14 protein-coding genes are annotated in these 12,663 nt (G+C 67.0%); 8 read left to right on the forward strand and 6 right to left on the reverse strand.

All coding sequences use genetic code 11. The features are described 5' to 3' along the window. Nucleotides 1-159: 159 nt before the first annotated feature. Complete coding sequence (locus AC1DYU_RS03830) at nucleotides 160-1,290, reverse strand: serine hydrolase domain-containing protein (protein ID WP_476790476.1); 1,131 nt, start codon at nucleotides 1,288-1,290, stop codon at nucleotides 160-162. Between the two features lie 155 nt (nucleotides 1,291-1,445). Here AC1DYU_RS03830 and AC1DYU_RS03835 point away from each other — a divergent pair, with 155 nt between their 5' ends. From AC1DYU_RS03835 to dprA, 4 genes are read left to right on the forward strand one after another with little or no spacing between them, the layout of a single operon-like run. Beyond that, a complete protein-coding gene (locus AC1DYU_RS03835) occupies nucleotides 1,446-2,390 on the forward strand; it encodes an aspartate carbamoyltransferase catalytic subunit (protein WP_158482592.1) in 945 nt (314 codons plus the stop codon). A 25-nt stretch (nucleotides 2,391-2,415) separates the two neighbouring features. Next, nucleotides 2,416-3,720 (forward strand): dihydroorotase, encoded by a 1,305-nt coding sequence (pyrC, locus tag AC1DYU_RS03840; RefSeq protein WP_158482593.1) that lies wholly within the window; start codon nucleotides 2,416-2,418, stop codon nucleotides 3,718-3,720. Between the two features lie 32 nt (nucleotides 3,721-3,752). After that, the gene (gene plsY / locus AC1DYU_RS03845; RefSeq protein WP_476790477.1) at nucleotides 3,753-4,376 is read left to right on the forward strand and encodes a glycerol-3-phosphate 1-O-acyltransferase PlsY; all 624 of its coding nucleotides are present in this window, start codon (nucleotides 3,753-3,755) and stop codon (nucleotides 4,374-4,376) included. A gap of 15 nt (nucleotides 4,377-4,391) precedes the next feature. Next, nucleotides 4,392-5,603: a DNA-processing protein DprA gene (dprA, locus tag AC1DYU_RS03850; RefSeq protein ID WP_476790702.1), complete on the forward strand. Its 1,212-nt coding sequence runs from the start codon at nucleotides 4,392-4,394 to the stop codon at nucleotides 5,601-5,603. Between the two features lie 81 nt (nucleotides 5,604-5,684). On the opposite strand, the gene AC1DYU_RS03855 is transcribed toward dprA, so the two are convergent. Both AC1DYU_RS03855 and AC1DYU_RS03860 read right to left on the reverse strand, forming a co-directional pair. After that, nucleotides 5,685-5,993 (reverse strand): hypothetical protein, encoded by a 309-nt coding sequence (locus AC1DYU_RS03855; protein WP_476790478.1) that lies wholly within the window; start codon nucleotides 5,991-5,993, stop codon nucleotides 5,685-5,687. A gap of 166 nt (nucleotides 5,994-6,159) precedes the next feature. Next, nucleotides 6,160-7,074: an AEC family transporter gene (locus tag AC1DYU_RS03860; protein WP_476790479.1), complete on the reverse strand. Its 915-nt coding sequence runs from the start codon at nucleotides 7,072-7,074 to the stop codon at nucleotides 6,160-6,162. Between the two features lie 317 nt (nucleotides 7,075-7,391). Between AC1DYU_RS03860 and AC1DYU_RS03865 the strand changes: the two genes are divergently transcribed. Together AC1DYU_RS03865 and AC1DYU_RS03870 are read left to right on the forward strand one after the other, a co-directional pair. Further along, nucleotides 7,392-7,793, forward strand: a complete 402-nt coding sequence (locus AC1DYU_RS03865; protein WP_158482596.1) for a hypothetical protein — start codon at nucleotides 7,392-7,394, stop codon at nucleotides 7,791-7,793. A 144-nt stretch (nucleotides 7,794-7,937) separates the two neighbouring features. Continuing rightward, complete coding sequence (locus tag AC1DYU_RS03870) at nucleotides 7,938-8,285, forward strand: hypothetical protein (protein WP_476790480.1); 348 nt, start codon at nucleotides 7,938-7,940, stop codon at nucleotides 8,283-8,285. A gap of 64 nt (nucleotides 8,286-8,349) precedes the next feature. Here AC1DYU_RS03870 and ruvX read toward each other — a convergent pair whose 3' ends face one another. The 3 genes from ruvX to AC1DYU_RS03885 form a co-directional block, all read right to left on the reverse strand. Further along, a complete protein-coding gene (ruvX, locus tag AC1DYU_RS03875; RefSeq protein ID WP_476790481.1) occupies nucleotides 8,350-8,841 on the reverse strand; it encodes a Holliday junction resolvase RuvX in 492 nt (163 codons plus the stop codon). An 81-nt stretch (nucleotides 8,842-8,922) separates the two neighbouring features. Next, nucleotides 8,923-9,915, reverse strand: a complete 993-nt coding sequence (locus tag AC1DYU_RS03880; protein WP_476790482.1) for a tripartite tricarboxylate transporter substrate-binding protein — start codon at nucleotides 9,913-9,915, stop codon at nucleotides 8,923-8,925. A gap of 91 nt (nucleotides 9,916-10,006) precedes the next feature. Continuing rightward, complete coding sequence (locus AC1DYU_RS03885) at nucleotides 10,007-10,771, reverse strand: GntR family transcriptional regulator (protein ID WP_158482599.1); 765 nt, start codon at nucleotides 10,769-10,771, stop codon at nucleotides 10,007-10,009. Between the two features lie 95 nt (nucleotides 10,772-10,866). Here AC1DYU_RS03885 and AC1DYU_RS03890 point away from each other — a divergent pair, with 95 nt between their 5' ends. Both AC1DYU_RS03890 and AC1DYU_RS03895 read left to right on the forward strand, forming a co-directional pair. Beyond that, nucleotides 10,867-11,154: a UxaA family hydrolase gene (locus AC1DYU_RS03890; RefSeq protein WP_476790483.1), complete on the forward strand. Its 288-nt coding sequence runs from the start codon at nucleotides 10,867-10,869 to the stop codon at nucleotides 11,152-11,154. Between the two features lie 191 nt (nucleotides 11,155-11,345). Beyond that, nucleotides 11,346-12,626, forward strand: coding sequence for a UxaA family hydrolase (locus AC1DYU_RS03895; RefSeq protein ID WP_476790484.1), 1,281 nt, complete (start codon nucleotides 11,346-11,348; stop codon nucleotides 12,624-12,626). Nucleotides 12,627-12,663: the final 37 nt, after the last annotated feature.

Consider the following 12,663-nt stretch of genomic DNA (forward strand, 5'->3'; position numbering starts at 1 on the left):
GCGCGCGAAAGTGGTTCAGGGAATAGGCCGTGTCAAACGCCGATTGCACGTCGGTGCCGTGGGGCGGCCTTTTGGTCACAGTCCCTGAAGAGCGCCCTGACATGGCGCCTCGGTCGCCGCGACGCAAGGCCGGCGGGGCTGGCGCGACCGACGCTGGCCTCAGCGCAGCGCGGCCATGAGCTTGGCGAGGAAGCCGTCGAAGGAGGCGCCGTCGATCCAGCGCAGCACCGCGACGAGGTCGTGCTGCGGATCGACGAAGATCACATTGGTGCCGGCACCGAGCGCCCAGAAGGCGCTCTCGGGCACGCCCGGCTTGGCTGAGGGCGCGCGGTTCAGCCACCAGAGATAGCCGTAGTTCGAAAGCGTCGGCGAGGGCGAGACCATCTGCGCGATCCAATCGGCGGACAGCAGCGAGCGCCCGCCCCATTGCCCGCCCCGCGCCATCAGCAGCCCGAAGCGGGCATGGTCGCGCGCGCCGATGAACAGCCCGCCACCCCAATGCCCGCCACCCGGCACCGACTGGATGCGCTTGCCGTCGATCTCGACATGGGAGTTCTCGTAGCCTTGCCACTCCCAGTCCTTGGACGCGCCGATCGGACCCATGATGCGCTCGCGCAGCACCTCGGGCAAAGGCCGCCGGAAGCGCTGCAGCAGGCAATAACCCAGCAGGTTCACCCGCACGTCGTTGTATTCGTAGAAGCTGCCGGGCTCGTGCATCTCCCGGCGCTGGCCCTTGCGGCTGTTGTCGGCGCCGGGCCCGATCTGGCGGTTGTGATCGACCTGGTCGGATTTCTCGAAGATCTCGCCCTGCCACTCGCTGGATTGCTGCAGCAGATGCCGCCAGGTGATTTGTGCATTATGGGCGCTCTCGAAGAACGGCCCGGCGACGCTCCGACCCACCGGCTCGTCGAGGTTGGCGATCAGCCCGTCCTGCACGGCGACCCCCGCCAGCACGGACAGGTAGCTCTTGGCGATCGAGAAGGTCATGTCGGTGCGAGCGGTATCGCCCCATTCGGCGACGATCCTGCCGGCCTTCAGCACGAGCCCGGCCGGGCCGCCGCGCTCCCGTACCGGGCCGACGATCTCGCTCCACGGCCCGGTCTCGTTCCACTCGACATTCCCGACATAGCGCCCGTCAGGATAGAACAGGCTGCGCGGCCAGGGGCTCTCATGCGCCTCCGCGAAGGCGACGGCGGCAGCGAGCCGGGCCGAATCGAAACCAGCCTCGACGGGGGCGACGGTTTCCCAGGGCGCGCCTTCGGCAGCCGGAACATAGATGTCGGTGGACAAGGCAGGCTCCTCGCGGCGGGCTGGGCGCGGCGGAGGCCGCTTCTCCATGGCGTAGCGGCGTTTCGCCAAAACTTCCATCGGCCCTGCCGCATGCTCCTATTCCGTCATCGGCCGCTTGCGCCCTGGCCGAGTCGCGCCTAAACACCCCTCTTCAAATGACATCGCCAGCACCGCTCTATCCGCACCGGCATCTCCTCGGCATCGAGGGGCTCTCCCATTTGGACATCGAGGGGCTGCTGGACAGGGCGGACGCCTATGTCGCGCTCTCCCGGCAGGTCGAGAAAAAGACCGCGACGCTGCGCGGCCGCACCCAGATCAACCTGTTCTTCGAGCCCTCGACCCGCACGCAGGCCTCGTTCGAGCTCGCCGGCAAGCGGCTGGGCGCCGACGTCATGAACATGTCGGTTGCCTCGTCCTCGGTGAAGAAGGGCGAGACGCTGATCGACACCGCCGCGACGCTGAACGCGATGCGGCCGGACATCATCGTCGTGCGCCATCACGCCGCCGGCGCGGTCAATCTCCTCGCCCGCAAGGTCGGCTGCTCCGTCGTGAATGCCGGCGACGGCGCCCATGAGCATCCGACGCAGGCCCTGCTCGATGCGCTGACCATCCGCCGCAACAAGGGCCGCATCGCCGGGCTGACGGTGGCGATCTGCGGCGACATCCTGCATTCGCGCGTCGCCCGCTCCAATATCATCCTGCTCAATGCGCTCGGCGCAAAAGTGCGCCTGATCGCTCCCTCGACGCTGCTGCCGGCCGGCATCGAGCGGATGGGCGTCGAGATCTTCACCGACATGAACAAAGGCCTGGAAGGCGCGGATATCGTGATGATGCTGCGCCTCCAGCTCGAGCGCATGCATGGCGCCTTCGTGCCGTCATCGAAGGAGTATTTCCGCTATTTCGGGCTCGACCGCGACAAGCTGGAGCGCGCGCAGGCCGATGCGCTGGTGATGCACCCCGGCCCGATGAACCGCGGCGTCGAGATTTCCTCCGAGGTCGCCGACGGCGCCCAGTCGATGATCCGCGAGCAGGTTGAGATGGGCGTCGCAGTGCGCATGGCGGTGCTCGACGCGCTGGCGCAGCATCTCCCTAATGTCTGAGCCGAAAGCGCGAGTGGAACCGGGCATGGCCGAGCTTCAGGACATCGCGATCGTCAATGCACGCCTCATCGACCCCGCCACGGGGCGCGACGAGACGGGCTCATTGCTGCTGCGCGGTGGCACCATCGCCTCGGTCGGTTGGGGCGAAGCTACGCCTGCCACGGGCGAGGGCATCCGCCGCGTCGATGCGAGCGGGCTCGTCGTCGCGCCCGGCCTCGTCGATCTGCGCGCCTTCCTCGGCGAGCCCGGCGCCGAATTCCGCGAGACGCTCGGCACCGGCTCGCAGGCCGCGGCTGCCGGCGGCGTCACCACCGTCGTCTGCCGGCCCGACACCGACCCGCCGATCGACGATCCCGCCATCATCGACTTCATCAAGCGCCGCGCCCGCGACAAGGCTATCGTCAACGTCCTCCCGTCGGCCGCCCTGACAAAGGGCCTGCTTGGCAAGGAGATCACCGAGATTGGGCTCTTGCTGGAAGCCGGCGCGGTTGCTTTCGGGGATGGCGCCCGGGCCCTGCGCAACCCGCAGATCATGCGCCGGGCGCTGATCTATGCCCGCGATTTCGACGCGCTGATCATGAACCATGTCGAAGACCCCGATCTGCGTGGCTCCGGCGTCATGAACGAGGGCGAGTTCGCCAGCCGCCGGGGTCTGCCCGGCATCCCGCGCGAGGCCGAGACGGTGATGCTGGAGCGCGACATCAGGCTCGCCCGGGCGACCGGCGGCCGCTACCACGCCGCCATGATTTCCTGCGCCGACTCGGTCGAGCTCGTGCGCCGGGCGAAAGCCGAGGGCCTGCGCGTCACCTGCGGCGCCTCGATCAACAATCTGACGCTGAACGAGAACGACGTCGGCGACTACCGCACCTTCTGCAAGGTCTCGCCGCCGCTGCGCGACGAGCACGAACGCCTCGCTCTGGTCGAAGGCCTGGCCGAGGGCGTCATCGACGTCGTGGTCTCCGACCACGACCCGCAGGATGTCGAGACCAAGCGCCAGCCCTTCGCCGAGGCCGCCGACGGCGCACTCGGCATCGAGACCTTGCTCTCGGCATCGCTGCGCATGGTCCAGGCCAGCCAGATCACCTTGCCGGACCTGCTGGCTGCGCTTTCGACCCGGCCGGCCAAACTGCTCGGCCTCGGCTGCGGACGCCTCGCGCCCGGTGCGCCCGCCGACGTGATGCTGCTCGACCTCGACGCTCCTTACGTCGTCGACAAGCGCAAGCTGAAGTCGCGAGCCAAGAACTCGCCCTTCGACGAGGCAAGGCTGGAAGGCATCGTGCAAACCACCTTCGTCGGCGGCCGTGCGGTCTATGAGGCCCCCGCGGGTTAGGTTACGCTGCGCGAGCGCGACGAGAGGGCTGCATGTCGGATCTGTTGAGTTGGACCCTGTCCTGGCCCGCCTTCGCTGCGGCGCTCGTCGTCGGCTACCTGCTCGGCTCGGTTCCCTTCGGTATCGTCCTGACGAAGCTGAGTGGCGGGCCTGACCTGCGCAGCATCGGCTCGGGCAATATCGGCGCGACCAATGTGCTGCGCACCGGCAACAAGACGCTCGCGGCGCTGACCCTGCTCGGCGACATGCTGAAGGGCACGGCGGCGGTCCTAGTCGGGTTCTATGCACTAGGCGGCCCCCAGGCCGCGCTCGTTGCCGGGCTCGGTGCCTTTCTCGGTCATCTCTTCCCGGTCTGGATCGGCTTCAGGGGCGGCAAGGGCGTCGCCACCTATCTCGGCATTCTGATCGGGCTCGCCTGGCCGGTTGCGCTGGCTTTCGCCGCGATCTGGCTCTGCGTCGCCAAGCTCTCGAAATACTCCTCGCTCGCCGCGCTGGTTGCGAGCGTGTTGACGCCGCTCCTGCTGTGGTTCTGGATCGGCGACCGCCGCGCTGCGCTGCTGATGGCGGTGCTGGCTGTGCTGCTCTGGTTCATGCACCGGACCAATATCTCCCGGCTGCTCTCCGGCGGCGAGGGCAAGATCGGCGGGAAGGGCTGACGCGGCATGGCTGGCATCGTCCTCACCGACCGCCAGCGACTCGATTGGCTCCGCCTGATCCGCAGCGAAAGCGTCGGGCCGCGCACCTTCCGCTCTTTGATGAACCGCTTCGGTGGCGCGGCCGCCGCGCTTGACGCACTTCCCGACCTCGCCCGGCAGGCTGGCCGGGCACTCCGCATCTGCGCGATGGCCGAGGCCGAGCGCGAAATAGAGGCGCTGCGCCGGCTCGGCGGCCGGCTGATCGCGCTCGGCGAGGCGCAGTACCCCCGGCCGCTACAGGCGATCGACACCGCGCCGCCGCTGATCGCCGTGCTCGGGCAGGCGGAGGTTCTGTTGCGCCCTTGCGTGGCGCTGGTCGGTTCGCGCAACGCCTCCGCCGCCGGCATGAAGTTCACGGCCCGGCTGGCCCGCGATCTCGGCGAGGCCGGCTTCGTCGTGGTGTCGGGCCTGGCGCGCGGCATCGACACCTCCGCCCACGAAGCCAGCACCCTGACCGGGACGGTCGCGGTCCTGGCCGGCGGGCTGGACGAGGTCTATCCGCCGCAGAACATCCCCTTGCTGCAGCGGCTGCTGGAGCAGGGCGCCGCGATCAGCGAGATGCAGCTCGGGCTTGCGCCGCGCGGACGGGATTTTCCGCGCCGCAACCGGCTGGTCTCGGGCCTGTCGCTTGGCACGGTTGTGGTCGAGGCGGCGCGCAAATCCGGCTCGCTGATCACGGCGCGCTTCGCCAACGAGCAGGGCAGGCTGGTCTTCGCCGTGCCGGGCTCGCCGCTCGATCCGCGCGCCGAGGGCGGCAATCACCTGATCCGCGAGGGCGCGACGCTGTGCTCGGAGGCTGCGCATATCATCGAGGCGCTGACGCCGCTGCTCGACAGCGATCTCGGTTTTCTTCCGCCGCCGCCCGCCCTGCGAGACGGCGCCGGCGAGAGCATGACGCAGGCGCTCTGGGACGAACTCGACCTGCCGGGCATCGAGCCCGCTCCCGCGGCGGCGGTTCCCGAACCGGAGCGCGTCTTCGCGGCGGCAACCGGCGCCCCCGGCGATGACGCCGTGGACATGCGCCGCCTTGTCCTGCAACTCCTCGGCAGCGCGCCGATCTCCGTCGATGACCTCGTCCGTGCGAGCGGACGGTCCGCCCGCGAGATCAGCCGGACCGTGCTGGATCTCGAACTCGATGGCCTCGTCCAGCATCATCCCGGCGGCACGTTGACCCGCGTTGAGGTTTGATGGGTCCCTGCACGGGCGATGCAACCTCCGGTTACAGCACCGGTAGGGGCAGGGGCCAGGTTCTGCAGTTCGGGTCGCTCGCTAGGTCTCTTGCGGATGGTCTCCTCTGTCGACGGATCGCCCGAGCCGCTCGACCTGGGTCGAGGCTTCAAGCCGTGCCATCTCCAGAAAATAGGCCAGGCTGTCGAGATCCACGGAGCGTGACATGGCGCGCAAATCCGCTGTGAGATGCTCGATATAAGCGGCCACGTCGCGCTGGGTCGCGCGCGGATCGCTGACTTTCTCGACACTGCGAGGGTTTTCTCCGGCGCTGGCCTGAGGCGCGACGTCGCCGTGCAGCGGGTCCCCGGCATTCCGCGATACGAGCGGATTTCGTCCATTTGACGGCATCGCCGACCGGCTCCCCTGCAAAGAATGGGCAGATTTGAACGATCACGGCCCGATCAACATAGGGATGAACGAGTCGCGATCATACAATCATAGCGTGCGTTCGTTCGCGATCTCAAGGGGGTGTTGATCTTGGAGAAGCAGTTTTGACTTCACAAAAGGATGGGTTTCAGAGGAGGAACAGGACCGCCAGCGGCAGCGTCGCCAGGGCGAGCAGGGTCTGCAAGGTCGTGATCTCGGCCATCAGCGGCGCGTCGCCTCCCAGATCGCGGGCAAGGAAATAGGCCGCGGTCGCGGTGGGGACCGATGCGGCGACGACGGTCATGGTCAGCGCTGGTCCCGACAGGCCGAGGTGGCGGGCGATCGTCCAGGCCAGTAGCGGCATGACGACGAGCTTGACGCTGACCGCGATGCAGTGGGCAAGCCGAGGCCGCGTCAGGCTGCGCAGGTCGAGCCCCGCGCCCACGGCAAGCAGGCCGACGCCGAGCGCGGCGCGTCCCATCACGTCGAGATAGGTGGTGATCGCCACCGGCAGCATCCACTGCAGCTGGTTGAGCAGGAGGCCGACCACTGACGACCAGATGAAGGGGTTGAAAGCGATCGAACGCGCGGTCGCTGCCGCGGTCATTGGCCGGCCATTCGCATAGCGCGCCAGCACCAGCACGCAGAGCACGTTCAACAGCGGGATCATCGCTGCGACCGCGATCGCCATCAGCGTGGTGCCGTCACGCCCCTGCAGCCCGGCCGCCAGAGCCAGCGCAATGAAGGTGTTCCAGCGGATCGAGCCCTGGAAGATCGAGGTGAAGGCTGGGCCGTCGATGCCGGCGCGCAGCAAAAGCCGCCGCGATGCCAGCAGCAGGCCGGCGACGGTGAGGATCGCCAGGACCAGGCTCGCGCCCATCGCCAGCACCGGCAGACGCCCGAGATCGGCGACGGCAAGCGTGTGGATCACCACGGCCGGGAACAGCACCTGATAGGTCAGGCGTTCGACGCCGAGCCAATGCGCCGGCGAGACGATGCCGCGGGCCTTGAGGAACCAGCCCGTCGCGATGACGAGGAAGACGGCGATCAGGCTGGTGAGCATGGCATCTGCGAAGGCAAGGGAGGGCACAAGCGAGAAGTCAGGGAGGCTTGACGAGCGGCGGAAGCCGCCCGCAGGGGACGCCGAATGGAACAACGAACAGGCGCGCCCGTTGATCTCTCACGCGACTGCCATGGATGAGCCTGAGAGGCCGCAAGGCCACTCCTTTCATGACGGTCGGCGTTGGGCAATGGCGCAGGGCTTAGGCAGCGTTGCGCGTGCCGCAATCCGGCCGTGATTGGTTCACGCGGCATTCAATCGGTCGGGACCAAATTTCCCGGCAGGTCGGGGAGCGTCCCGGCACAACAGGAGATCGGATCATGATGTCTCTCAGGAAGACCGCCATCGTCGCGCTCGCCTCGGCGAGCGTCGTTTCGGCCGGCTTCGCGACGCCGGCTTTTGCAGCTCCGCAAGGCTTCGATGCCGCAAGGCTCGACAAGGCACCGGCGGAATACACTCAGTACTATCGCGGCCATCGTGGTTGGCGCGGCGGCAATCGCGGCGCGGCGATCGCAGCCGGCGTCGGCCTCGGCATTCTCGGCGCGGCGGCCGTGGCTTCGAGCCGGCGTGCCTATGCCGATCCGTACTATTACGACGACGGCTACGATACCTATGAGCCGGTCTACGCGCCGGCTCCGGTCTATGCAGCTCCGGTCTATGCGGCACCCGCCTATCGTCGCGGCTATTACCGGCCGAGCTACGACTTCCGCGATCACCGCTGAGCGGTCCGCAGGTAGCGCTACCCCGCGCGTCCTTGAGGGCGCGCGGGTTTTCTTTGCCGCGTCTTAACGTGCCAAGAGCTGCAAACGTGCGAAGTGCTGGCCGTGACGAATGAGACGATGACGATTCGGAGGGGGAACAGAACGATGACGATCAACAAGACACTCGCGGCCGGCTTCGGCGTATTGGCCGCGGCTCTCGCCTGGGGGCTGCCGGCATCCGCGCAGATCCGGGGCAACGAGTATCCGGCGCCGGGCGGCGGCTATCAGCGCGGCTATGACGGCAACAGGGGCTATGAGCGTCGCGATGGCTACCGTGACGGTTACCGTGGCGACCGCGGCGGTTATGGCGGGCGCGACGAGCGCTACGGCCGCGGCGGACGCGGCGCGCCCGATCCGCTGGCCGGCATGAGCCCGGAAAAGCGGGCGCGGGCGATCGAGAATCATCGCCGCGCTCAGAAGAAGGCTTATAGGAACGGCGTCATCATTCCGTGAGCCCAGGCCAACATTGATCTGGCGATTGCGCCGCTCCGGCCTCGGCCGTGGCGGCGTTATCGTGTCAGTCCTGCGCCAGCTCGTCCGGTTGCATCCGCATCAGCCGGTCGAGCGCGCCCTGCAGGATGTAGGCTGCGGCCATCTTGTCGACGACGGCGGCGCGCTTGGCCCGCGACGCATCGGCGTCGAGCAGCGTCCGCGTCACGGCCAGCGTCGACATGCGTTCGTCCCAGAAGACGATGGGCAGCTTTGTCAGCGGCACGAGGTTGCGCACGAAGGCGCGGGTCGACTGCACGCGCGGACCTTCCGTGCCGTCCATGTTGAGCGGCAGCCCGACGACAAGGCCGGCGACGGCATACTTCTCCGCCACCTTCAGCAGCGCCACCGCATCGAGACTGAACTTGACGCGCTTGATGGTTTCGAGCGGCGTCGCGATTTGGCGCTCGAGGTCGGAGAGGGCCAGGCCGATCGTCTTGGTGCCGAGGTCGAGCCCGAGCAGCCTTGCGTGATCGGGCAGGGCGACGAAGGCTTCGAGTGGCACGACATTGCTGGACATGGCGGTGCTTGACATGGGCTGGCGGTAGCATGCGCCGCCGCGCGAGGCGAGCGGCGCATGCCCGATGCCGTTGAAGCGAACTCAGCCCTGCGGCTTGACGCCGGCCGCCGCCAGCGATGCAGCCCATTTGTCGATTTCGGCCGCGAAGGCCTTCGCATGGGCGTCGCGGGTCCATTCGGCTTCCGGGAAGGTGCTGGTGCCGAAGGCCTTGAATTTCTCGACCACCCCCGGATCCTTGAGCGCGACGCGCAGCGCCGCATTCAGCTTGTCGAGCACGGGCACGGGCGTGCCCTTCGGCGCGTAGAGGCCGTGCCAGATCGTCATGTCGAGCTTGGAGCCGGCCTCCGACATCGTCGGCGTATTGGGCAGCACGTCGAGCCGCTGCGCCGAGGTCACCGCATAGGCCCGGATGCTGTTGCCCTGGATCTGCGGGATCGCCGAGGTCGACTGATCGCAGAGCAGGTCGATCTGCCCGCCAACGAGGTCGTTCATCGCCGGTCCCGTGCCGCGATAGGCGACCTGGTTGAACTTGGCTCCAAGCTGCTGCGAGATCAGCACGGCGCAGAGATGCGAGTTCGAGCCGACGCCGGCATGGGCGATCGTCAGCTTGTCGGCGTTCTCCTTGATATAGGGGAAGAACGCCTTGGCGTCCGGCGTCGGCAAGGCGAGCTTGCTGGCGATGACCATCGGTCCGGTATTGACCAGCCCGATCGGCGCGAAGGCCGTCTTCGTGTCGTAGCCGAGATTGGCATAGAGCGCCGGCGCGGCGGCCAGCGCGAGATGGTGGATCAGGATCGTGTGCCCGTCCGGTTCGGCGGCCGCGACGCGCTTGGCGCCGGCGGTTCCGCCGGCTCCGGCGACGTTCTCGACCACCACCGGCTGGCCGAGCGTCCGACTCATCTGCTCGCCCAACAGGCGGGCGATGACGTCGCTCGGCCCGCCCGCGGCGAAGGAGACGATCACGGTGATCGGCTTGGTCGGAAAGGCCTGCGCCAGCGCGGGCGCGGATAGGCCAAATGCAGACAGGCCTAGCGTCAGCAGCCCGGCAAGGGCTGCCCTCTTCGTCATGCTCATGCGTATCCTCCATGGGTCGTGGCGAACTGCCGCTCTGTGTCGGCTTTGGTGGGTAAGTTCTGGATGGGTAAGTTCTCGGACCTCGAACGTATCAGCGCAGATCGGACTGGTAGTGAGCCTCCTCCGTCAGACACAGGCTGAGACGTCGCTCGACGGCCGAGCCATCCAGCGAAAGCGCGATGCGGTCGATCTCGAGCGCGGGCGTTCCCGCCACGACACACAGATGCTCGGCCTGACCGGGCGTGAGTGCAACGGCCTTCAGCCGCTCGCGGGCGTTGGCGATGGTGATGCCGTAGCGCGTGGCGAACAGGCTGTAGAGATTGTTCGGCACCGGGCCATTTTCCAGCCCCGGAAAGACATGGGCCGGCAGACTCACGGTTTCGAGAACCAGCGGTTTTCCGCCGAGCGAGCGGATGCGGCGGATGCGGATGACAGGCTCCTGCGCCAGCAAATTCAGCGCCATGCGTTCGGCCGCATCGGCGGGGCCGCTTGTGCTGTCGAGCACCTTGCTGTCGGGAAAGCGCGCGATGCCATCATCGGACATCAACTTGAAGAACCGGAACAGGATGCGCTGCTCGTCATGCTCGGCGACGAAGGTGCCGCGGCCCTGGCGGCGCACCAGCAGATTCTCCGCAGCGAGTTCGTCCAGCGCCTTTCTCACCGTGCCCTGGCTGACGCCGATCTCGCTGGCGAGCTGACCTTCGCTCGGCAAGGCCATGCCGGGCGCCCAGCTGCCATCGACGAGCCGGCGCACGAAACTCGCCTTGACCTGCTGGTAAAGCGGCCGAAATCCTAGAATTTCGGCCCCAGCGGACGAATCCGGCCGCGTCGCAATTTCGACCTTGTGCTCAGTCATGTGTCTTATATAAGACTTGTCTCAAGGGTGGTCGAGTCCTGAATCCGGATGACCGTCGAGAACGCTGTGACAACAAGCGCTGTGAGGAGATACCGATGAGCAAGCCCCACCTCCTGGTTCATGAGAAGAAGGACACCGTCGGCGTCGTCGTCGTCGAGGGTCTGAAGGCCGGCACCGACATGCTGTGCGTCGTCACGCACGATAATTCCGATTTCCGCCTGGCGGCGAAGATGGACATCCCGATCGGCCACAAGGTCGCCCTTAAGGACATCGAGAAGGGCGAGACGATCTGGAAATATGGTCAGGACATCGGCCAGGCCAAGACCGATGTGAAGCAGGGCGAGCACCTGCATGTCCACAACGCCAAGACCAAGCGCTGGTGAGATCGGTCTTTTTCCTCTGAACCACCGCGTCATCCCGGACAAGCCGCGAAGCGGCGCCGATCCGGGATCCATGCCTGAACCGTTCCGGAATGGATCCCGGGTCTCCCTCCGGTCGCCCGGGATGACATCCCCCACCGTCGTTCCCGGCTCCCGCGCAAACGGTCGAGCCACCCCATCAGGAAGGAAACACCATGTCGATCGTCGCGAATTTCGATCTCGTCAAAGGCAAGCTCGCCAGGATCAAGGGCCGCAAGATCGAGGCCCCCGAGTTCAAGGCCCCGGTGGTGAAGCGCCCGACCGGCCGCAGCCTCGATTCCTTCACCGGCTGGCGCCGTGAGAACGGCCGGGTCGGCGTCCGCAATCATGTCCTGCTGCTGCCGCTGGACGATCTCTCCAACGCCGCCTGCGAGGCCGTCGCCAACAACGTCAAGGGCACGCTGGCGATCCCGCATGCCTATGGCCGCCTGCAGTTCGGCGAGGATCTCGACCTGCATTTCCGCACCCTGATTGGCACCGGCTCGAACCCCAACGTCGCCGCCGTCATCGTCATCGGCATCGAGGATGGCTGGACCAAGCGCGTCGTCGACGGCATCGCCAAGACCGGCAAGCCGGTGGTCGGCTTCGGCATCGAGGGCCATGGCGACATCGCTACCATCGCCAAGGCATCCTATGTCGCCAAGGAGTTCGTCCAGTGGGCAACCGAGCTGCAACGCGAGAAGTGCGGCATCGAGGAGCTCTGGGTTTCGACCAAATGCGGTGAGTCCGACACCACCACCGGCCTGTCATCCTGCCCGACCGTCGGCAACATGTACGACAAGTGGATTCCGCGCGGCGTCTATGGCGTCTTCGGCGAGACCTCCGAGATCACCGGTGCCGAGCATCTCTGCAAGGCCCGCGCGGCGACGCCGGAGGTCGGCGAGCGCTGGTACAAGATGTGGAAGGCCTATCAGGACGACGTCATCGAGGCCCACAAGACCGACGATCTCTCGGATTCGCAGCCGACCAAGGGCAACATCGCCGGCGGCCTGACCACGATCGAGGAAAAGGCGCTCGGCAACCTCGAGAAGATCGGCCGCGAGTGCACCTATATCGACATCCTGCAGCCGGCCGAGGCGCCGACCAAGGGGCCGGGGCTCTATTACATGGACACCTCCTCGGCCGCGGCCGAATGCGTGACGCTGATGGCGGCGGGCGGCTATGTCGTGCACACCTTCCCGACCGGGCAGGGCAACGTCATCGGCAACCCGATTGTCCCGGTCATCAAGATCACCGGCAACCCCAAGACGATGCGCACCATGCCGGAGCATATCGACGTCGACGTCTCCGGCATTCTGCGCCGCGACATGACGATCCCGCAGGCCGGCGACGCCCTGATCGAGAACATCGTACGCACCGCCAATGGCCGCCTGACTGCGGCGGAAGCATTGGGGCACCGCGAATTCTCGATGACCAAGCTCTACCGCTCGGCCTGAGCGGCTGTTAACAGCCGGAGCGGCCACGCGCCGCTCC

The organism is Allobosea sp. P2_B12, from assembly GCF_056404835.1.